Consider the following 20,154-nt stretch of genomic DNA (forward strand, 5'->3'; position numbering starts at 1 on the left):
AACAGTAGCGAGCCTAACGGAGGGGCTAAGCATGTCGTTGAACATCTATCTGCTTAGCAGAATACCACATCAAACACAAGCTCACACCCGAAGGCTGAAAGTGACTTAGCACGGCCCCGAAGGGTCGAGCATATATAGTCAAATGCTCATTTAGTTTACTAAACTCCGCTTTTTCGCCTGTTTTTCCTTGTCTCGGTGGCCTCGATAACGTTTTTCAACAGCCTGCTAAACTCGGCGGCAGGCTGCGCTGGCAGCCTGTGATCATCGTCCTGTCCCGCTGTTATCGTCGTAACGTGGGTTGATACAGGTAAGTCAGATGTCATCTATCAATCGTTCTCAGGTCAGTCAGGCAGCTGCTTTACTGGCATTGATTACCCGTCTGCATTTCTACATTGGATTATTTGTCGGGCCTTTTATTCTGGCTGCAGCGTTGACTGGTACGGCCTATGTCCTGACCCCGCAGCTGGAGGACTGGCTGTATAAGGATCAACTCACCACCACCGCAACAGGCCCCGCTCATTCACTGGCAGAGCAAATCGAAGTGGCGCAGGCGGCAATGGCGGGGCAGGGTAAACTGTTTGCTGTGCGCCCCGCACCCGATGCCCATGCCACCACACGGGTCATGTTCAGTGAGCCGGGATTGGGTGAGTCGGAAAGCCGGGCCATTTTCGTTGACCCGATTACGCTGGCCGTCAAAGGCGATCTGGTGGTTTACGGCACCAGTGGAGTGCTGCCGCTGCGCAGCAAAATCGACTATATGCATCGCCATTTGCTGCTCGGTGATGTCGGTCGTAATTACAGTGAGCTGGCGGCGTCCTGGCTGTGGATCGCGGCGCTGGGAGGGTTCGCGCTGTGGCTGACGGGCGGCAACAAGAACCGCAGCGAAGTGGCCAAACGCAATGGCTACCTGCGTCATCGTCGGCTGCATGGTCTGACCGGGCTGTGGATCGGCTTGGGGCTGCTGTTTTTCTCTGCAACAGGTTTGACCTGGTCAAAATGGGCGGGGGATCGAATCGACACTCTGCGCTCCGAGTTTGGCTGGGTCACTCCCTCCGTATCCTTGCAGCTGGGAAGCGCCGGAGCCATGCCAATGGGTGAGCATGCTGATCATCAGATGCAGGCAGCGGCCCCGATGGTCAGTCTGGCGGATCCAGCGATGTTCGATACCATCCTCAAGGTAGCGCGGGACGGCGGTATCGATGCCGCCAAGATCGAAATACGCCCGCCCAAGGCCGCCGATAAAGCCTGGATGGTGCGAGAGGTTGATCGCTCCTGGCCAACACAGGTAGACACCATTGCTATTGATGGCAGCAAACTGGCCATTACCAGCCGGGCGGATTTTGCTACCTTCTCTCTGCTTCCCAAACTGATTCGCTGGGGCATCGATGCCCACATGGGCATCCTGTTTGGCCTGCCTAACCAGCTGCTGCTGGCGGCTTTTGGTTTGGCTCTGGCGGTGATGGTTGTGCTGGGGTATCGCATGTGGTGGCGTCGACGCCCTCAGGCGGGGGCGACCGCGCAAACACTGACTCATGCCTGGCAACGCCTGAATAGTGGCTGGCGGACTGCAATCATAGTGATTGCTACAGGTTTGGGCTGGTGTCTGCCGGTAATGGGCGTGAGCCTGCTGGCTTTTCTGATCGTCGACGTGATGCGCTGGAGAATGACAGCATCCCGTGTTCAGGCAGAGGGCGATATGGCCTGAGCCATCTATCCTGAACGTTGTGAGCGCAGATAAAACAAGAGCGGGCCATTCAGGCCCGCTCTTGTTTTCGGCTATTTGCTAAAGGTGCTTAGCAAATGATCGGGCTGATCAGATCAGCTCCAGTGCCTCCATGGCGCTGCGGATGGCAGCCTTGCTGGCGTCGCTCAGGGCAACCACTGGCAAACGGCAATCTTCACTGCACAGACCCAGCAGTGACGCGGCGTATTTGGCGCCTGCAGGGTTGGGCTCCAGGAACAGCGCTTTATGCAGGGGCACCAGACGGTCCTGCAGGGCTTTGGCGGCTGCGTAGTCGCCATTCAGGCACAGCTCGTGCAGCTGGGAGACCAGAGCAGGGGCAACGTTGGAAGTAACGGAAATGCAACCGTGGCCGCCGCCGACGCTGTAGGCCACGGAAGCGATATCGTCGCCGGACAGGTAGCTGAAAGGTTTGGTGATGCGCTGACGCTCAGTCAGGATGCGGGTCACGTCACCTGTTGCATCCTTCACACCTACCACGCGGGGCAGTTCGGCCAGACGTGCCATGGTGTCAACATCCAGACCAACGATGGTGCGTGGAGGAATGTTATAGAGAATTATGGGCAGTTCAGTGGCGTCGTGTACCATTTTGAAGTGCTGGTACAGACCTTCCTGATTAGGACGGTTGTAGTAGCCTGCTACATGCAGAGTGGCATCAGCGCCAGCCTGCTGCGCATGCAGAGAGTATTTGATCGCTTCGATTGGGTTGTTGGAGCCGGCGCCAGCGATAACCGGGATCTGACCTGCACATTCCTCAACGGTGATTTCGATGACCCGCTTGTGCTCTTCTTCGCTCAGTGTGGGTGATTCACCGGTGGTGCCGACAGGTACCAGTCCATGGCTGCCTTGTTCGATCTGGAAACGAACCATCTTGCGCAGCGCCGCCTCATCCAGCTGGCCGTCGCGGAAGGGCGTAACAAGTGCGGTAATCGATCCCCGGAACATAATGTGTCCTCAACAGGTCATGTTTTTAATTTGCGGTAGATTCGCAGACGCTGGAAACCAAAAAGCCCCGGTAGCGCCTGTTTGGCTACCGGGGCTTTTTGTTGCTGGATTTCGTTTAATCCGCTCTTACCCGCAAACAACCAAACAAGTTAGCGTTTGAACGCTACCTTACGTTTGAGCTGTTTGCGTTTAGAGCAGAAAGTCATGGGAATCCAGTCCAAAATCATTTTCGACATGCCGCACGGTGACGGCTGTGTCAGGTGCCGAGCAGTCTGGCGAAATTGTCAGCCGCCGTCAAGGCCCAGAAGGTCTATATCAGATCAGCCAAACTGGAAGCCTGATACCGCCTTGCCCATAACATGATCATTGTAGGGGCGGCTGCCCGGATCGGCATCTGCGGCACCCGCAGCCACCATCAGGGGCAGCAGATGCTCTTCACGTGGATGACAGCTGCGACTACCCGGCGCAGCACTCCAGTTGATCAGGCGCTGATTCCGCTCTACCGGGTTGGGGTGACACACCGTGTCGTTCAGCCAGTTGTCGAACGCCTGCGCGGCTGGATCCATTTGGTAGATATCTGCAAAGAAGTGCCGCAGATTGTGGTAGCTCAGGCCGCTACCGACGATCAGTACATCCTCATTACGCAGTGAAGCCAGTGCCTTGCCGATCAGCAGGTGCTGTCTGGGGTCAAGCCCGCGCTGTAATGACAGCTGGACCACCGGGATGTCGGCGTCAGGCAGCATCAGCAGAAAGGGTACGAAGACACCATGGTCAAAGCCGCGCTCATGATCGCTGTCAGAGGCAATCCCTGCATCAGCCAGCAGCTGCTGAACTCTGGCCGCCAGTTCAGGTGAGCCGGGGGCCGGGTATTCAAGGCGATAGGTGTGTTCAGGAAAGCCATAGTAGTCAAACAGCATGGAAGGCGCTGGAGAGGTCATCACCGTAGGCCGCGGGCATTCCCAGTGTGCCGAGACCGCCAGTACGGCTTTGGGACGGCGAGGCAGGTCAGCCACGATGCTGCGCAGGTAATTCCCCATCTTGTCCCACATGTCTTTGGGGCCAAAGGGAGGCTCCATGAAAAAACAGGGGCCACCACCGTGGGGGATGAAAATGGTCGGCATCGGTGTAGTGTTGGAGTTATCTGTGGCCATGGTTGCATCTCATCTGAACGGTCTGACTCTACCTGCCCCCAACACCTGCACACATGTCCTGAGACATCATGCGGCTGTTGATGGTCGCGGGTTTTATCTCCACATCGTGGTCAGATAAAACCGGCTTTCAATACTTTGGTCGGGTAGAGATTTGGATCCCATTGAGTCTAGTGTTGGGGATTAACCTTAAAAAGAGCCTTAATGGAAACTCAGTCGTTAATTAATTGCGGGTAATCACCGGATGTTTATGCGATCTGAGTGAGATAACAGAGAATAAGCAACACCATGAGGATTCTGTTTGCCGCACCGGAAAACGCCTGGGGCGGTATGCTCGCCAAGCTGCGTACTGCGCACCCCGAACTGGAATTTGTCGCCAGCGGAGACTTCCGTATAGCGACATTACAGGGATTCGATGTGCTGATACCCACAATGAGTGAAGTCTCATCGCTGGTGCTGCAAAGTGCTGATCGACTGCAGTTGATCCAGCAAATGGGCGCCGGACTGGAAGGGGTGGACATGAGCGCCGCCCGTGAGCGAGGTATCGCAGTATGTAATGTGCCTACGGATGTGTCCGGTAATGCGGACTCGGTCGCTGAGTTAGGTATCTATCTGATGCTCGGCTTAGCACGCAACGCCCGGGTGATCGGGCAGCATCTGCAGGAAGGCCGCCTTGGGCGCCCTATGGGGCTCAGTCTGAAAGGCAAGACGGTAGGTCTGGCCGGGTTAGGTGGAATCGGCAAGGCGCTGGCGGTCAGGCTCGCAGGGTTTGGCACGCGCCTGATCGGGGTCAAGCGTCAACCCGATACCGGTTTGGCCCAGCAGCTTGGTCTGGACTGGGTGGCGGGGATGGATGATCTGCCGGAACTACTCGCTGCAGCGGACTTCGTTGTTTTCAGTCTGCCGGACAATGAGGCCACACATGGCCTGATCAATGAGCGCACTATCGAGTTATTCAAACCGGGAGCGTTTCTGATCAACCTGGGGCGTGGTGGTCTTGTTGAGCGTGACGTGCTGCATCAGGCGCTGAGCAGCGGGCGACTTGCTGGTGCCGGGCTGGATGTGTTCTGGCAGGAGCCGCCTGATGCCAATGACCCCATCTTTGACTGCAACCTGCTGGCGACCCCACACATAGGCGGCGTTACCGATATTTCGCTGGAGGGGATCTATCAGGGTGTTTCAGAAAATCTCAGGCGTTTGCAATCTGGGCAAAGCCTGCTGTATCGACAGGATTTCAACCCCACATAGCAAGGTACCAACCGATGATCAGGAGTGTCGTCCATGTCGTTGTCACAACCGGAAGTGTCCAGACATAACCGTAATCAGTCCGTCGTTTCTTCTTCCTATAGTGATGAGCAGCTCAGCAAAGCACCGGTGCATCTGGTCGCTAACGGCAAGTCTGGCCGTGGCGCACGTGATGTGCTGGTCGCGATTGCCCGGCGCCTGTGTGAGCGAGATCAGCGCATATTGCGATTACATCTGCCAGAGCATCCACGCTATCTGCCAGACAAGGCCCGAGAGGCACTGGCCGCTGCGCAGGAGGAGGGTGGTGTGATCGTCGCGGCAGGCGGTGACGGCACTATTCGTTCCGTCGTTCAGGAAATATCCGGAGCAGGCGTTCCTATGGGTGTCATACCTATCGGTACGTTCAACTTCTTTGCCCGTAACCACGCCATTCCGGAAGATTTTGAACAGGCCTTTGAAACCGTCCTGTCAGGCCGGCTGAAAGCCATCGACATTGGCGATATCAACGGACAGGCCTTTGTCATCAACTCCAGCTTTGGGCTTTACAGCCGTTTGATTCGGGCACGTGAACGCCATACTTCCCGGTGGGGCCGCAACCGCTGGGTCGCGACGATTTCCACCTTGCTGACGTTACTGCGCGGTTCTCCCAGTCTGGATCTGGAAATGGGCACTGCCGAACGTAGCAAACGTCTGCGCACCCCGATGGTCTTTGTCGGTATTAATGCGCTGCAGTTGCACGATGTGTCGCTCGATGTCGCCCATTGTGCGCTGGATCACAAACTGGCGGTGGTTGTCATGCGTCCCCCTTCAAAATGGGGACTGCTGCGGCTCAGCCTGCATGGTTTGATGCGCCGCCTGCGAGATGACGACAATCTTGAAGGATTCTGTGCCGAGCACATGGTGATCGGCTGTCGGCGTAAGCGCATGGAGGTGGTGATGGACGGTGAACGACTGAAAATGCCCACGCCACTGCGTTACGGCATTCGACATCAGGCGATTGAGCTTATCGTTCCCCGGCATCCACAGCCTCAGGAACAGGAAATAACACAGGCAGAACCTGTAAGCATTCCTCCGAGTATTGATGAAGTGCTGGCCAGAGAATCGCCGCTGCCGGAGGACCCGGCCTTGTGGGAAGGAGGTAGTCTGACGGATATGGAGAAACAATGAGATGGCGCGCATTGTTCATATCTCTGACCCCCATTTTGGTACCGAGCAACCTGCTGTTCAGGCAGCGCTGGCTCAGCAGATTGCCGCGTTGCATGCCGATGGCGTCGTTCTGTCGGGGGATATCACCCAGCGAGCGCGCCGAGAGCAGTTTCGCCGGGCTCATGACTTCATGACACAGCTGTCACTGCCCGCACTGGTGGTACCCGGCAATCATGATATTCCCTTGTTTGACCTGCTTGCCCGCTGCTGCTGGCCGTATCGCAACTACCGTATGCTGGGCAACGCGCTGGCGCCACATCTCTGTCTGGGGCCGGTCAGTGTGGTCGGGATAAACTCTGCCCCACGATGGCGGCACAAGGACGGTGAGATTCCGTTGGGCGACCTGAAACGCCAGTTGGAACAGCATGTGGAGCAGACGCAGCGGACAGGCAGCACCCCGACGCTCACCGTTGCGGTATTTCACCATCCGCTGGACTGTCGGCGCAGGCAGGATGAGCCAAACCTGATTCACAATGCCGAGGCGATCCTGGCGACGCTGAGCCAGTATGGCGTGGATCTGGTACTGAGTGGTCATATCCATGATCCGTTGATGCGCACCAGTCAGCATCGTTATCCGAGTCATCATTCACCACTGGTCATAGCGCTGGCCGGGACCTGCATGTCGTCACGCATCCGTATCGGCGCCCCGAACTCCTTCAACGTGATTGATTTTCTCGGTCAGCATGAGGCGGCTGAAGTGCGCATCACCCGTATGGACTGGCAGGCAGACCAACGACATTTCTTTGAAAAGGAAATCGCCAGCTTTTGTCGCGATGCAGAGGGCTGGCAGGAGCTGCTGCCTCACGTGCATTTGCGTGGTTAATGCAAATGTCATCGCGTTATAAGCCAGAGACAGGCAGAGCGAAGGGTTAAAATCTGTCTCTGGCGGTAGGCAGTCTGGATGTCAGCTCCTATAATGCGCGCCGCTTTGCCATACTTGCACCCTCCGGTGCGGCGCATCTTTTGCTGTGAAGATTGAAATGGACCTGCCTACTTACCTCAATGCTCTGACTGCTCTGTTCGTTATTATTGACCCCATCGGCGCTGCACTGATCTTTCATTCGCTGATTCCAGCCGACGATATGAAACACCGCGTGCGCATGGCGCTCAAGTCGACCCTGATCAGTACCTTACTGCTGCTTATCTTTGGCCACTATGGCGAGGGGTTGTTGCACCATCTTGGTATCAGCATTCATGCCCTGCGTATTTCAGGCGGGCTGCTGTTGTTCTATACCGCGTTCAATATGATCACCAAAGACATCGAATACGCGCAGCAGTCCGAGCGCAAGGATATCTCGGTCTTTCCTATGTCCATCCCACTTCTGGCGGGGCCTGGCTCGCTGACGCTGGCTATCCTGTTGTTCTCCCGCTCGGCGGATAACGCCGTCAATCTGGGCGTGCTGGCGGCGATTCTGACCATCAGTTTCATTACGTTGGCACTGATGTTGCTGTCTCGTTACGTGAAGACAGTCATTGGGCGCACGGGCGATGAAATTCTTCGCCGCTTTCTGGGAGTCATTCTGGCTGCCTTGGCAATTCAGTTTGTCTACGAGGGTGTGAAGAGTATTACCGGCCAGTAGCCGGTTATGGCGGCTTTACCAGCAGGTTTCATCTGTTTTATTTCAACGACAGTCGGTTTCAAATGAAGAATGATCCATTGAAACCGTCTGCAGGTAGGGCATAGCATTACGAGCCTCGCCAATACCGATAAGTTGGCGAAGGCAATGGTTGTAACGATTCAAAAGGAGATGATCGATGAACCTAACGATAGGTGAATCCCTGATTGTGCGTCAGATGGCTCGTATGAACGAAGCCAGACGGGCTGGGAATCTGGCCATGTTTGATGATGCGAAGCACAGCATTCGCGAGACGCTTGAGAACATCAAGTTTCAGGATCCTCAGACATACCAGAACTACTTTCATGTATTGACCCACAAAATTGAGGACTGGACCGAGCGTCACTGATAACGGATGCCGCTGTCAGCCTCACCCGAGAGGCTGACAGCTAAAGCATAGGTGGATGCTGTGCTGACTTCGTTCCATCTGATCTGTCCATCGTCTTTCTAGCCATCATCTTTCTAGCCATCGCCTTCCTATTCAACGTCTTCTGAATACGCCTTCACTCTTTGTTCTCCGCTTCCCTGTACTCCCTCATTGATTGAACACCTCCTTTAGTCGTACTACTGATGGCGGCTGAATTTCACTCTCTGTCAGCGTAGACTCAGACCTGCTTCGTCAACTTTGCATAGAAGCCTATAACGATAAGCTTAAGCGGGTAGTTGCAATGAACGCTGCGATAGATCTCTACAGTCATGCTGTCCTGACGGCCAGCTCCGATGCCGTCGATCCTCACCTGGCTGCTTTCTCTCTGGCTGATCAACTGATGCATGAGCATCTGGGGTTCGTGCTGTTTTTCTGCTCTGCAGAGTATGACCTGGACCGTCTGGGTACGGCGCTCAGTCTGGCATTTGGTGATACGCCCGTCGCAGGCTGCACGACCGCAGGCGAGATTACCCCTCAGGGATATGGGCGTGGCTGCATCGTGGCGGTGGGGTTTGACCGACGGGCATTTGCGGTGGACCAGGCACTGGTGACCTGTCTGGATGAGTTTGACCTGACCCGTGCCCAGCATGTGGTGGAGGATCTGCTGGATCATTGCCGCGAGTCGGCATTGGCTCCGGTACGCGGCCATACATTTGCCCTGACGTTACTGGACGGGCTCTCCAGCCGTGAAGAACTGGTGTTGTCCACACTTTGTTCTGCTCTGGGAAGTATTCCTCATTTCGGCGGCTCCGCTGGAGATGACAATCACCTGACCAATACGCACGTCTACAGTGAGGGGGCGTTTCATAGCGCAGCAGCGGTGATTGTAATGATCAATACACCGCTAGATTTTGACGTCTTCACCACTCATCACGTTCGCCCGCGCCACGAGAAGCTGGTCGTGACGGCGGCAGATCGTGACTCGCGCACCGTCTATGAACTCAATGCAGAACCTGCTGCACTGGCGTATGCCCGACTGGTGGGCAAGGACGTCAATGAACTCGATATGCATGTATTTGCCCAGCATCCGCTGGCGGTGCGCTATCACGATCAGTATTACGTGCGCTCTATCCAGCGGATCAACGCGGATTACAGCATGACGTTTTACTGTGCGGTCGAGAACGGCATTGTCATGACCGCCATGCAGCCGGGAGCCCTGATGGAAGATTTGCGTCTGGCACTAGCCGAACGCTATCAGCAGCTGGGACAACCGCAGGTCATCATCGGTTGCGACTGCTTTTTGCGCCGTCTTGAGCTGGAAGAGTTGGGGCAAACGGAGGCGACATCCACCTTGTTGCGTGACAACCGGGTGATTGGCTTCAACTCCTACGGAGAGCAGTTCAACGGGATGCATATCAACCAGACGTTCACCGGCGTCATTATAGGAAGGTACTGCCGCAGCGATGCCCTCTGAAACCTATTTACCGGCTCATGACTTATCTGACGAGCAGATTGCCGACGACAGCACGGGCGATCCGCTACTGCCTCTGCAGTTTTGTCAGCAACAGGATGACAACTGCACTCACATGCAGCAGCTGCAGGAGGAGAATCGCAAGCTGCGTCGTATTTGCGCGGCCCTGATCGAGCGGGTCGAAGCCAACAGCCCTGACCGGCCTGACCCTTACGCCGCATTCCAGCATTCCATCACGCTGGCTGAGCAGGTCAGGGAGCGGACCGATGCGCTCAATCAGGCCATGGCAGAGCTGAAGGCCAGCAATTTCCTGCTGCGCGAGGCACGGGAAAAGACCGAAACTGCCAATCAGCGTCTGGTGGATGCCATCGAGAGTATTTCCGATGCCTTTGTGCTGTTTGATCAGCAGCAGCGCATTGTGCAATTCAATAGCCATTTCACTGATTTCTGTACCGAAGCGGGTATATCGGTGGGGCTTGGCACCACCTTGCAGCAGTTCCGGCAGAAGGCCAGTCGTTCCGGCATGGTGATGGAGGAGCGCTCAGGGCAGGGCGCGGGGACGACACTGTATCGTCTCCGTTCCGGGCAGTGGGTTCAGGCCAGCGAGCGCCCCACGCGCGAAGGGGGGCAGGTCATGCTTTATACCGACATCACCGAGCTGAAAGCCTCAGAGCAAGCTCTGCGTGAACAGGCGCTGGCGCAGAAAACCCGCTTGCTGCAGAACACGGTCAACAGCCTGTCTCAGGGTGTGGCCGTGGTGAATGCCGATGGTTTTCTGGAGTTATGGAATGGTCGTTTTCTGGCCCTGACCGGGGTCAGTCAGGCGCAGCCCCACATGCGTCTGGCAGAGGTGCTGGCCGCCACCGAGCTGGGGCAGGTCAGTGACAGCAAAGATCGTAAGCTGCTGGGTGGTAGTGCTTATGAACAGAGGCTGTTAAATGGCAAGGTGCTGGAAGTCCGCAGCCATGCGATGCCGAGCGGTGGGGTTGTCAATACCTTCACTGATATCACCGAGCGCTATCACTATGCCGAGACACTGAAGGAGAGCGAGCGCTGGGTAAGACAGATCACTGACCAGATTCCGGCACTGATTGCCTATGTTGGTGACGACCTGCGGTACACCTTCACTAATCGTGGCTACGACGAGTGGTACGGTTGGCAGCGGGGCAGTGCTATTGGCAATACCCTGGTCAAAATGCACCGGCGTCAGCAGTATTCGCGCCTGCAGCCTTATATCGAGCAGGCATTTGCCGGGCGTACAGTGACGTTCGAATTTCCTGAAACCAATGCCAGTGGGCAGGAGCGCTATCTGCTGCGCACCTATGTACCCAACTTTGCCAGCCAGCCGGGAGCGGAGGCTGTGGCAGGCTCTTCCGGGCAGAAGGCAAAGGTGATGGGGATTTTCGTCCTTATCAGGGACATCACCGAGCGGCGCAAACATGCTGAAGCATTGCAGCTCGCCTACCAGAGTCTCGAAGCCCGGGTTGAGGAGCGGACGCAGGAGCTGTCGACTCTCAATGCCCAATTGCGCGACGAGGTCACCGAGCGTCAGCGCAGCCAGCAACGCATGCTTGAAGCCAAGCAGGAAGCAGAGCGGGCCAATCTGTCCAAAACCAAATTCCTCGCGGCAGTCAGTCATGATTTGCTGCAGCCTCTCAATGCTGCTCGCCTGTTCACCGGGGCTTTGCTGGAAGCGCAGGTCAGTGAGCAGCAGGGTAATCTGGCGAAGAGCATCAATCACGCCCTTGAAGATGTGGAGGCGCTGCTGGGGACTCTGGTCGATATTTCCAAACTGGATGCAGGGGTCATGCATGCCGAAATCGTCAGCTTCGACTTACGGGATCTGCTGACGGTGCTGGCGACCGAATTTCGTCAGGTAGCGGGAGCAGAGGGGCTGGACTTTCGCTGTCATCCTCTGGCGGTGCAGGTCAGCTCAGATCCGCAGCTGTTATCGCGTATTCTGCGCAATCTGCTCAGCAACGCGGTGCGCTATACACCGCACGGCGGCATTCTGCTGGGTTGTCGTATGCGTCGGGGCAAGGTCTGTATTGAGGTGTGGGACACGGGCATGGGGATTCCCGCTGACAAACAGGAGGAGATTTTCCAGGAGTTCCGTCGCGTCAATCCACCGGCTCATCGTCAGGATCGCGGTTTGGGTTTGGGGTTAGCCATTGTTGACAAGATTGCGCGGATGCTGGGCTATGAGGTCAAGGTGACATCGCGTCCCGGTCGCGGCTCAACGTTCTCAGTGTCGATTCCTCTGGCGTCGGATCAGGTGCCTGTGGGTGCCAGTACCCGAGACAGCCTGCCACAGCCGGGGAATATTGATCTGGGATGGGCTCCCATCTGGCTGGTGGATAACGATCATGCCATCTGCGAAGCAATGACGACATTACTTGAGAAGTGGGGATGCCAGGTCATCAGTGCGACCTCTCTGGCTGATCTTAATCGCCAGGTGGATATTGCTGAGGATCAGGCAGCGCTGCTGATTGCGGATTACCATCTGGATAACGAAACAGCGACAGGGCTGGACGTGGTAGAGCACATCAATGCAGCGCGTACTACCGCGCTACCCGTGCTGATGATTACGGCCAATTACAGCCTGGAGCTGAAACAGCAGATTAAACAACAGGGTTATCTGCTGATGCACAAGCCAGTGAAACCGCTGAAGCTCAAAATGGCATTACTGCAGCTGTTTGGCAGTCAGGTCACCTCACAGTGAGGTGACCTGCAGGTTGTCGATCACCCGATCAACATCTCTGGCCAGCGTGGCGATACGGATCGCTTTGTCCTGCGCTGTTTTGGAGCTTACTTCACCCGCCAGAGTGACTACGCGCCCATTTGTGGTGACGCTGATGCGGTGAGCCGGAATCTCGTTCGCCATCCACAATCGGGCCTGAATATCCATGGTTGTCAGTGCAGACGCACATTGCTCAAGCACAGAGCTATGCGGCGACATACCCTGAGAGGCCGCCATGACCAGTGTTGAGGTGGTCAGAATGGCAGCAGTTGCAGCGACTTTTATCTTACGCATCTTGGGAACTCCCTCTCATTCAGATCACGAGTGGGTTCGGTTGTTATAGATAGGGACCTATCAGGCAGTCCTGAGCAACTTTTGCGCCATCTGTCGATAGTAATGATCAGGCTGATGGTTGCATTGCCGAACGGTACAGCCGTGAGCTGGCGGCACCCCAAACCCTGACAGGAGTATGATCCATCACCTGTGTGACGGATTAATCACTGTTTGATGATAAGTATTGTTCAGTGAGAGGTTGTGACTGATCGGGCGGATACCGTCGATCATTGCAATGGAGTGATACAAACAGGGGTTGCACAGCGAAGTTCTGGCTGATCGGGAATCGCCGTTGTGATTGTTAGCGACGCAGGTAATCGCTGAAGTCGATATCGCTGGTCGAAAGAATTGCCTGTACCCGGTTATGCACCCCGAGTTTGCGCAATATGGCAGAGACATGGGCTTTGACCGTGGTTTCTGCAATATCCAGATTGTAGGCAATCTGCTTATTGGATTCCCCTTTCGCCATGTGTTCGAGCACCTGCAGTTGCTTACGGGTCAAAGCCTGTAACAGGGAGGGGTCAATCTGTGCGTCTTCGCGTTTATTGGGGGCAGTACGCTGGGTACGGATAATATCGGCGGGTAAATAGACATTGCCATCCAGTATCTGCCCGATGGCTTCGCGCATCTGAGGACGTGGCAGGGATTTGGTAATGAAGCCAACCGCACCATAGGTTATCGCCTGCAGGACGATATGCTTGTCTTCTTCGGCGGAGACGATAACGGTAGGAATATCCGGTAATTCATTACGCAGGCTGATCAGCCCGGTGAGGCCATTCATGCCAGGCATATTGAGGTCAAGCAATATCAGGTCAAGATCGTCGTGTTGCTGAGCTATCACAACGGTGCTATCCAGATCAGCACTCTCCAGTACGGTACTGCCCGGAAAACCATCGCTAATCACGCTGCAAATGGCCTCGCGGAACAATGGGTGGTCATCTGCTACCAGAATCTTGAACATGGATTGTGACCTTAATTGTTGTTATCGGTGGATGAGTCGGTGATGGCTGCCGGGCATTTAAGCCGGTTAATTAGAACGAGGCAATACGTAACTGCCAATGCGACCAAGGTCCAGCGCCGGGTAAATTCCGCTGATTCGATACTCAGTACGGCTTGAATCGAAAAAAGCAGTACTAAAGTACTAATTTTTCCCTTCCAACGCAGCATACAAGGGCGCCAGAGCGGCTCCTATGATCAGTCTGTCCAAGCAAATCCGTGTTCAAAACAAGATAAATAAAAGCGAGGCACTGACCATGATCTATGCACAACCAGGACAAGCAGGCTCCGTCATTCAATTCAAAGAGCGCTACGGTAACTTTATCGGCGGCAAGTGGGTTGAACCTGTCAAAGGCCAATACTTCACCAATACCTCTCCGGTCAATGGCCAGGCCATCTGCGAAATTCCCCGTTCCTCCGCCGAAGATATCGACAAGGCTCTTGATGCTGCCCACGCTGCTGCTCCTGCATGGGGTCGCACCTCGGTCACTGAGCGCTCCAACATGCTGCTGAAGATCGCTGATCGTCTGGAGCAGAATCTGGAAAAGCTGGCCGTCGCTGAAACCTGGGATAACGGCAAGGCGGTGCGTGAAACCCTGGCTGCCGATATTCCGCTGGCCGTAGATCATTTCCGTTACTTCGCCGGCTGTATCCGTGCGCAGGAAGGTTCTACCGCTGATATCGATGCCAACACCGCCAGCTATCATTTCCATGAGCCACTGGGTGTTGTCGGGCAGATCATTCCCTGGAACTTCCCCATTCTGATGGCCGCCTGGAAACTGGCGCCTGCGCTGGCGGCCGGTAACTGCGTGGTACTGAAACCCGCCGAGCAGACGCCGGCTTCCATTCTGGTGCTGGCCGAACTGATCGAAGATTTGTTGCCAGCCGGTGTGCTGAATATCGTCAACGGCTTTGGCAAGGAAGCCGGTGAAGCGCTGGCAACCAGCAAGCGTATTGCCAAGATTGCCTTCACGGGTTCAACCCCGGTGGGCTCTCATATTCTCAAGTGTGCATCCGAGAACATCATTCCCTCCACGGTAGAGCTGGGCGGCAAGTCACCCAATATCTACTTTGAAGACATCATGCAGGCTGAGCCAGCTTTCATCGAGAAGGCAGCAGAAGGCCTGATTCTGGGCTTCTTCAACCAGGGTGAAGTGTGCACCTGTCCGTCACGTGCACTGATTCAGGAATCGATCTACGACGCCTTTATGGATCGTGTCATCGCGCGCGCCAAAAACATCAAGCGTGGCAATCCACTGGATACCGAAACGCAGGTGGGCGCTCAGGCATCTCAGCAGCAGTTCGACAAAATCATGTCCTACATGGAAATTGCCCGTAACGAAGGAGCGGAGTTCCTGATGGGCGGCGGTGTTGAGCAACTGCAGAGTGATCTGGCTACCGGTTACTACATCCAGCCCACGCTGTTGAAAGGCACCAACGATATGCGGGTGTTCCAGGAAGAAATCTTCGGGCCCGTGATCGGGGTAACAACCTTCAAGACTGAGGAAGAGGCACTGGCCATTGCCAATGACACCCAGTTTGGTCTGGGCGCCGGGGTGTGGACGCGTGACATCAACCGCGCGTATCGCATGGGACGTGGTATTCAGGCTGGTCGCGTATGGACCAACTGCTATCACATGTATCCCGCGCATGCCGCATTCGGTGGCTACAAGAAATCAGGTATCGGTCGTGAAACCCATAAGATGATGCTTGATCACTATCAGCAGACCAAAAACCTGCTGATCAGTTATGACATCAATCCTTTGGGCTTCTTCTAACAGGTCGTTGAAAATCTATCTGCGTTGCCGAATACCGCGTCAAAAACAGGCTCAAAATGCTCATTTAGTCCACTAAACTCCGCTTTTTCGCCTGTTTTTTCCTTGTCTCGGCTGCCTCGATAACGTTTTTCAACAGCCTGCTAAGACATGTTCGCGAGCTAAGACAAGGCGAAAAGTGCTGAGGAAGTACCTTTTCGCCGCAAGAACGCTAGTTGCCCTGAATGAGCGTTGCGAAGGGCGTTTCAGCGCAGTCTGGCCGACGCACGGCAGATCGTGAACAGGGTTTAAGTTTGACAACGCGCCCCGAAGGAGCGCCTGTCTGGATATCTGCTCAGCACGGGCTAAGCAGACAAAGGAATCACCGCCGATGTACACCAGGCTCACAAACTGTACATCGGCAGTGAGTTTTCAACGTAGGCGTTGTCGGCAAAGGGATTGCCGAAGGTGTACAGCAACAATCTTGCCTGGCATTTGTGCCATTGCGCGGTCTTTTGACCGCGCATTTTTTATTCACTTCCTTCCTGAAGAATGTCACCTGTTTTTCTTCGTGCTCAATAGCACCGCCCAACTTGTCAGCGTTTTCCCCAGTTCAGTACCAGCATGGCCAGTACCCCGCCAATCAGGCCCCAGAATGCTGAGCCGATACTAAACAGGGTGAGTCCTGAAGCAGTAATCAGGAAGGTGATCAGTGCCGGTTCGCGCTGACGATCATCGTGCATGGCCATTGCCATGCTGTTACTGATGGTGGTAAACAGTGCCAGACCGGCTATGGTCAGCACCAGCTCTTTGGGGAAGGCCGCAAACAGCCCGGCGATAGTGGCGGCAAATATACCGGTAATCAGATAGAAGAAGCCTGCCCAGATGGAAGCCATATAGCGCTTTTCCGGCTGCTCATGCGCCTCTTTTCCCATGCAGATGGCTGCAGTGATGGCGGCCAGATTGAGGGCGTAGCCGCCAAAGGGAGCCAATACCAGAGAAGCGACACCCGTCCAGGTGATCAGCGGTGAAATGGGCATGTTGTAACCGGAAGCGCGGATAACAGCGACGCCGGGGACGTTCTGTGACGCCATGGTCACGACAAACAGCGGAATACCCACACCTATCAGCGTAGTGAGGTCAAAAGTAGGGGTTGTCCATACTGGCTGAGCCACGGCCAGCGTGACGTTATCGAAGTGCAGCAGGCCTTTGGCACCCGCAATGATCACTCCCATCGCCAGCACCAGAATAATGGCATAGCGTGGCGTCACACGTTTGGCGATCAGGTAGGTCACAAACATCGCTAATGCCAGCAGCAGCTGGCTCTGCATGGCACTGAAAACATTCAAACCGAAATGTACCAGTACACCGGCCAGCATGGCGGCAGCCAGCCCTTTGGGAATGCGGTCCATCATCTTTTCAAACAGGCCGGTTACGCCGCAGAGCGTGATCAGTATGGCTGAAAATACAAAGGCACCAATGGCTGCGCTCATCGGCACGCCGGCCAGACTGGTAACCAGCAGGGCTGCGCCGGGTGTAGACCAGGCGGTCAGTACCGGCATGCGATAACGAAGGGACAGGCCAATGGAGGTGACGCCCATGCCAATGCCCAGTGCGGCCAGCCAGGAGCTGACTTCTGCCGGGGAGGCGCCAGCGGCACTGGCTGCCTGAAAGATGATGACGGCTGAACTGGTAAAGCCTACCAGGACAGCAATAAATCCTGCGACCACTGTGGTCAGGGAGAATGACTTGAACATGGGGGCATCCATCGACGAGGTCTTCTTCAGGTGCAGGTTGACTCAAACCAGACCTTGTTATTGTATGTGCTCTGTGCGTAATAGCGCACGAAGGGAATGCTATCATTTGTGCGTTATAGCGTACAAGCGGCTTTTGACAGATCACAGGTGTGGTGGCACAGGCAGGTAGGGCAAGTGACGAATAATCAAACAGCGGACCCAGCGCTGTCGGTCAATATCAATATCGGTCGGTATCTGAAGACGTTGCGCCAGCAGCTGGGCTGGAGTCTGGACCGTTGCAGCAGTGAGACCGGTGTCAGTAAGGCTATGCTGGGACAGATCGAACGGGGAGAGTCCAGCCCGACCATGGTCACCCTGTGGAAGATTGCAGTAGGCTGTGGTGTCTCGTTGTCCAGCTTTCTAGATGTCGCTCAGCAAGTGAGTGGTAATGAGACCCTGATACGAACAGGTAATGAAGCGGAGTTCAGCGAGGTGGAGATTGGCATGTATGCGCATGCTGTATTTCCCTTTGATCCACGCATGGGATTTGAGCTGTTTCATATATTACTGGCCCCGGGATGTGATCATCATTCGATTGCTCATGCACCAGGGGTGATCGAGCATGTCATTGTGCTTGAAGGTCAGATGGATGTGCTGGTGGGGGAGCAGTGGCATCCGCTGGGTAAGGGGGAAGCTATCCGCTTTGCCGCAGACCAGCCTCATGCCTATCGCAATCTTCATGATGAGGCGGCGGCCATTCATAATCTGATTCACTATCCACCAAGCGCACAGCAAACCACTACGTTGGTCTGGCCGGGTTAGTCCGTCTGAAAGCCTGCAGGTTGTGCGAGTGACGCGAAAAACCGGAACCGATCGGTAAAAAGTTTGTCTCTTCCCTCACCGGCGCTGTATAAATCTCCTTTCGTATTTCTCTGAAGCCGGGCTGGCACTCTCCCATGGCATGTGGCCCTGTTAAGGCGCCTGCTGAATGGGACTGTTCGCTACGCCATGACAGGAACTGAGTACATGAGTGAGGCTGATAAAGCTCGCCAGGCATTGTATGCCACGGTTACGCGACAGATAGAAAGCAATACACCGCCTGCGGCTGCCAAAGCAATGAAGCGCCTGCGGGAGAAAGGCTATAGCGATGAGCAGGCTATGGGACTGATTGCTGCGGCGTTATCCCATGAGATGACCACCGTGATGAAATCCGGCACCACGTATAATGCCGCGCGTTATGCCAAGTCATTGGATCGACTGCCGAAGTTACCCTGGAATAAGGGGTAACGTCCCTGTCTTACGCAGTACCCGTCTCATCTTTCCATGTGAAACCTGAGGCGATGCATTCACACAAATAACAAAAGCAACGCGCAGAATAACAGCGATTTTTATGCAGTAGGCCTGTCATACGTACAGGTCTGCGTCTGTCATTTTCCTGCCGTGCCTCTTGGAGCAGTAGCAAAGGGTTATCGGGTATGAATAGAAGTCTTGCCGCTATCAACTTCTGGTCGAGATTGACGCTGGGGATCATCTTCATCTACCAGGGGTTGATTCCCAAACTGATGTACAACAACGCAACTGAGCGTATGCTGATCGATGCTCATCGATTGACCGATTTGCAGCTGGGTGGGATGGGAATCGTGCAGTTGGCAGGTGCTGCTGAAATTGTACTGGGGTTCTGCATTCTGCTGTTTCATCGCAGTGCCTGGCCTTTACTGATTACCTGTCTGTTGATGCTGGGATTACTGATTGACGTCATGATGGTGGCGCCCGCGTTGATGAGCGAGGCCTTCAACCCGTTAGTGACTAATCTGGCCATTTTCTTCCTGGCGGTCATCGGTATGATTTCTAACCAGCGCCGTCCAGCGCCGGGCTGGATTAGCTGATGTCATGGACGTAAGAGCAATGCTCAAGATTGACCCGGAACAGCAGATCCTTGCCGCATGGCAGGACAATGCCCAACCCTGGATTGAAGCTATCGCTGCAGGTGATATTCGCTCCAGGGTGGAGGTGACCAATCAGGCCATTCTGGATGCGATTGCGAGCGTTCATCCTCACCATGTTCTTGATCTGGGCTGTGGTGAGGGGTGGCTTAGTGAAAGACTGCTTGATCTCGGGATCGACGTTCTGGCATCCGATGCCGTCCCCGAGCTGGTTCAGTGCGCACGGCAACGATGCGGCGGGCGAGGGCGGTTTATCGAGGCAAGCTATGCCGAGCTTGCTCAGATAGTGCAAAGCGCGGCTGATTCCCCGTTATTGGACATGGCTGTGGCCAACTTTTCATTGTTGGGCGAACACAGTACGGTGCAGGCAATTCAGGCTTGTTATCAGCTATTGGCCCCGCAGGGAGTGCTGGTTATACAAACACTCCATCCTGTTGTCGCCTGCCCAGACGGGCGATATATCGATGGCTGGCGACCCGGGAGTTGGGTGGGGCTTAGCAACCGTTTTGCCCGTGCTGCACCCTGGTATTTCAGAACGCTGGCTTCCTGGATAAAGACGCTGGCAGACTGCGGATTTTACTGCTGTGAAATGCGGGAGCCGCTGGATCATCAGGGAGCACTGCCGTGCTCGCTGATATTGGTGTGCAAAAAGCGCCCGGATGTGCCTGATCTGAGCGTGAATGGCGTTGCTGCTTAGCAGGCTGTTGAAAAACGTTATCGAGGCAGCCGAGACAAGGAAATACCCCGAGGGCACAAGAAACAGGCGAAAAAGCGGAGTTTAGTGAACTAAATGAGCATTTTGAGCCTGTTTTTGACGCAGTATTCGGCAACGCAGATAGATTTTCAACGACCTGTTAGGTAGTCACGGAGTGATCGCTACAGATTAATCAGGCTAGTCATGTTCAAGACGGAA

19 protein-coding genes are annotated in these 20,154 nt (G+C 55.1%); 13 read left to right on the forward strand and 6 right to left on the reverse strand.

Annotated elements, in window-relative coordinates; translation table 11 throughout:
- Positions 1 to 316: 316 nt before the first annotated feature.
- Positions 317 to 1,705, forward strand: a complete 1,389-nt coding sequence (locus WH50_RS23630) for a PepSY-associated TM helix domain-containing protein (protein WP_110189673.1) — start codon at positions 317 to 319, stop codon at positions 1,703 to 1,705.
- 108 nt (positions 1,706 to 1,813) lie between these two features.
- Here WH50_RS23630 and dapA read toward each other — a convergent pair whose 3' ends face one another.
- Both dapA and WH50_RS23640 read right to left on the reverse strand, forming a co-directional pair.
- Positions 1,814 to 2,686 (reverse strand): 4-hydroxy-tetrahydrodipicolinate synthase, encoded by an 873-nt coding sequence (dapA, locus tag WH50_RS23635; protein WP_110189675.1) that lies wholly within the window; start codon positions 2,684 to 2,686, stop codon positions 1,814 to 1,816.
- A gap of 320 nt (positions 2,687 to 3,006) precedes the next feature.
- Positions 3,007 to 3,837 (reverse strand): DODA-type extradiol aromatic ring-opening family dioxygenase, encoded by an 831-nt coding sequence (locus WH50_RS23640; protein ID WP_110189677.1) that lies wholly within the window; start codon positions 3,835 to 3,837, stop codon positions 3,007 to 3,009.
- 285 nt (positions 3,838 to 4,122) lie between these two features.
- Between WH50_RS23640 and WH50_RS23645 the strand changes: the two genes are divergently transcribed.
- The 7 genes from WH50_RS23645 to WH50_RS23675 all read left to right on the forward strand — a co-directional run bounded on the left by WH50_RS23645 (position 4,123) and on the right by WH50_RS23675 (position 12,461).
- On the forward strand, positions 4,123 to 5,082 hold the full coding sequence (locus tag WH50_RS23645; RefSeq protein WP_110189679.1) for a 2-hydroxyacid dehydrogenase: 960 nt from the start codon (positions 4,123 to 4,125) through the stop codon (positions 5,080 to 5,082).
- Between the two features lie 33 nt (positions 5,083 to 5,115).
- Entirely contained in the window at positions 5,116 to 6,246 is a 1,131-nt protein-coding gene (locus WH50_RS23650; protein WP_110189681.1) for a diacylglycerol/lipid kinase family protein, read from the forward strand.
- Between the two features lies 1 nt (position 6,247).
- Positions 6,248 to 7,108, forward strand: coding sequence for a metallophosphoesterase family protein (locus WH50_RS23655; protein WP_110189682.1), 861 nt, complete (start codon positions 6,248 to 6,250; stop codon positions 7,106 to 7,108).
- A gap of 157 nt (positions 7,109 to 7,265) precedes the next feature.
- Positions 7,266 to 7,865 (forward strand): MarC family protein, encoded by a 600-nt coding sequence (locus WH50_RS23660; RefSeq protein ID WP_104154079.1) that lies wholly within the window; start codon positions 7,266 to 7,268, stop codon positions 7,863 to 7,865.
- A gap of 175 nt (positions 7,866 to 8,040) precedes the next feature.
- Positions 8,041 to 8,250, forward strand: coding sequence for a hypothetical protein (locus WH50_RS23665; RefSeq protein ID WP_110189684.1), 210 nt, complete (start codon positions 8,041 to 8,043; stop codon positions 8,248 to 8,250).
- A gap of 319 nt (positions 8,251 to 8,569) precedes the next feature.
- A complete protein-coding gene (gene nosP, locus WH50_RS23670) occupies positions 8,570 to 9,742 on the forward strand; it encodes a nitric oxide-sensing protein NosP (RefSeq protein ID WP_110189686.1) in 1,173 nt (390 codons plus the stop codon).
- The gene (locus WH50_RS23675) at positions 9,732 to 12,461 is read left to right on the forward strand and encodes a PAS domain-containing hybrid sensor histidine kinase/response regulator (RefSeq protein WP_341476845.1); all 2,730 of its coding nucleotides are present in this window, start codon (positions 9,732 to 9,734) and stop codon (positions 12,459 to 12,461) included. The genes nosP and WH50_RS23675 overlap by 11 nt, the downstream gene beginning before the upstream one ends.
- Here WH50_RS23675 and WH50_RS23680 read toward each other — a convergent pair.
- Entirely contained in the window at positions 12,453 to 12,773 is a 321-nt protein-coding gene (locus WH50_RS23680) for a BON domain-containing protein (protein ID WP_104154076.1), read from the reverse strand. The genes WH50_RS23675 and WH50_RS23680 overlap by 9 nt on opposite strands.
- Before the next feature lie 340 nt (positions 12,774 to 13,113).
- Positions 13,114 to 13,773, reverse strand: coding sequence for a LuxR C-terminal-related transcriptional regulator (locus WH50_RS23685; protein WP_110189688.1), 660 nt, complete (start codon positions 13,771 to 13,773; stop codon positions 13,114 to 13,116).
- Between the two features lie 292 nt (positions 13,774 to 14,065).
- Between WH50_RS23685 and exaC the strand changes: the two genes are divergently transcribed.
- Positions 14,066 to 15,586, forward strand: a complete 1,521-nt coding sequence (gene exaC / locus WH50_RS23690) for an acetaldehyde dehydrogenase ExaC (RefSeq protein ID WP_110189700.1) — start codon at positions 14,066 to 14,068, stop codon at positions 15,584 to 15,586.
- A 380-nt stretch (positions 15,587 to 15,966) separates the two neighbouring features.
- On the opposite strand, the gene WH50_RS27190 is transcribed toward exaC, so the two are convergent.
- Both WH50_RS27190 and WH50_RS23695 read right to left on the reverse strand, forming a co-directional pair.
- On the reverse strand, positions 15,967 to 16,089 hold the full coding sequence (locus WH50_RS27190) for a hypothetical protein (protein ID WP_279305959.1): 123 nt from the start codon (positions 16,087 to 16,089) through the stop codon (positions 15,967 to 15,969).
- 69 nt (positions 16,090 to 16,158) lie between these two features.
- The gene (locus WH50_RS23695) at positions 16,159 to 17,319 is read right to left on the reverse strand and encodes a benzoate/H(+) symporter BenE family transporter (protein WP_110189702.1); all 1,161 of its coding nucleotides are present in this window, start codon (positions 17,317 to 17,319) and stop codon (positions 16,159 to 16,161) included.
- A gap of 174 nt (positions 17,320 to 17,493) precedes the next feature.
- Between WH50_RS23695 and WH50_RS23700 the strand changes: the two genes are divergently transcribed.
- From WH50_RS23700 to WH50_RS23715, 4 genes are all read left to right on the forward strand, one after another.
- The gene (locus WH50_RS23700) at positions 17,494 to 18,120 is read left to right on the forward strand and encodes a helix-turn-helix domain-containing protein (protein ID WP_243410252.1); all 627 of its coding nucleotides are present in this window, start codon (positions 17,494 to 17,496) and stop codon (positions 18,118 to 18,120) included.
- Between the two features lie 204 nt (positions 18,121 to 18,324).
- A complete protein-coding gene (locus WH50_RS26470) occupies positions 18,325 to 18,585 on the forward strand; it encodes a hypothetical protein (RefSeq protein ID WP_165838546.1) in 261 nt (86 codons plus the stop codon).
- Between the two features lie 188 nt (positions 18,586 to 18,773).
- Positions 18,774 to 19,184: a DoxX-like family protein gene (locus WH50_RS23710; protein WP_110189694.1), complete on the forward strand. Its 411-nt coding sequence runs from the start codon at positions 18,774 to 18,776 to the stop codon at positions 19,182 to 19,184.
- Positions 19,185 to 19,188: 4 nt separating this feature from the next.
- Positions 19,189 to 19,938, forward strand: a complete 750-nt coding sequence (locus WH50_RS23715) for a class I SAM-dependent methyltransferase (protein ID WP_110189696.1) — start codon at positions 19,189 to 19,191, stop codon at positions 19,936 to 19,938.
- The last annotated feature ends 216 nt before the right edge of the window (positions 19,939 to 20,154 follow it).

This window comes from Pokkaliibacter plantistimulans (assembly GCF_003194385.1).
In the GTDB taxonomy this organism is placed as follows: domain Bacteria; phylum Pseudomonadota; class Gammaproteobacteria; order Pseudomonadales; family Balneatricaceae; genus Pokkaliibacter; species Pokkaliibacter plantistimulans.

Coding starts and splice junctions, on each gene's coding strand:
- WH50_RS23630 (WP_110189673.1), top strand. CDS start 317: ATGTCATCTATCAATCGTTCTCAGGTCAGTCAGGCAGCTGCTTTACTG.
- dapA (WP_110189675.1), bottom strand. CDS start 2,686: ATGTTCCGGGGATCGATTACCGCACTTGTTACGCCCTTCCGCGACGGC.
- WH50_RS23640 (WP_110189677.1), bottom strand. CDS start 3,837: ATGGCCACAGATAACTCCAACACTACACCGATGCCGACCATTTTCATC.
- WH50_RS23645 (WP_110189679.1), top strand. CDS start 4,123: ATGAGGATTCTGTTTGCCGCACCGGAAAACGCCTGGGGCGGTATGCTC.
- WH50_RS23650 (WP_110189681.1), top strand. CDS start 5,116: ATGTCGTTGTCACAACCGGAAGTGTCCAGACATAACCGTAATCAGTCC.
- WH50_RS23655 (WP_110189682.1), top strand. CDS start 6,248: ATGGCGCGCATTGTTCATATCTCTGACCCCCATTTTGGTACCGAGCAA.
- WH50_RS23660 (WP_104154079.1), top strand. CDS start 7,266: ATGGACCTGCCTACTTACCTCAATGCTCTGACTGCTCTGTTCGTTATT.
- WH50_RS23665 (WP_110189684.1), top strand. CDS start 8,041: ATGAACCTAACGATAGGTGAATCCCTGATTGTGCGTCAGATGGCTCGT.
- nosP (WP_110189686.1), top strand. CDS start 8,570: ATGAACGCTGCGATAGATCTCTACAGTCATGCTGTCCTGACGGCCAGC.
- WH50_RS23675 (WP_341476845.1), top strand. CDS start 9,732: ATGCCCTCTGAAACCTATTTACCGGCTCATGACTTATCTGACGAGCAG.
- WH50_RS23680 (WP_104154076.1), bottom strand. CDS start 12,773: ATGCGTAAGATAAAAGTCGCTGCAACTGCTGCCATTCTGACCACCTCA.
- WH50_RS23685 (WP_110189688.1), bottom strand. CDS start 13,773: ATGTTCAAGATTCTGGTAGCAGATGACCACCCATTGTTCCGCGAGGCC.
- exaC (WP_110189700.1), top strand. CDS start 14,066: ATGATCTATGCACAACCAGGACAAGCAGGCTCCGTCATTCAATTCAAA.
- WH50_RS27190 (WP_279305959.1), bottom strand. CDS start 16,089: ATGCGCGGTCAAAAGACCGCGCAATGGCACAAATGCCAGGCAAGATTG.
- WH50_RS23695 (WP_110189702.1), bottom strand. CDS start 17,319: ATGTTCAAGTCATTCTCCCTGACCACAGTGGTCGCAGGATTTATTGCT.
- WH50_RS26470 (WP_165838546.1), top strand. CDS start 18,325: ATGAGTGAGGCTGATAAAGCTCGCCAGGCATTGTATGCCACGGTTACG.
- WH50_RS23710 (WP_110189694.1), top strand. CDS start 18,774: ATGAATAGAAGTCTTGCCGCTATCAACTTCTGGTCGAGATTGACGCTG.
- WH50_RS23715 (WP_110189696.1), top strand. CDS start 19,189: ATGGACGTAAGAGCAATGCTCAAGATTGACCCGGAACAGCAGATCCTT.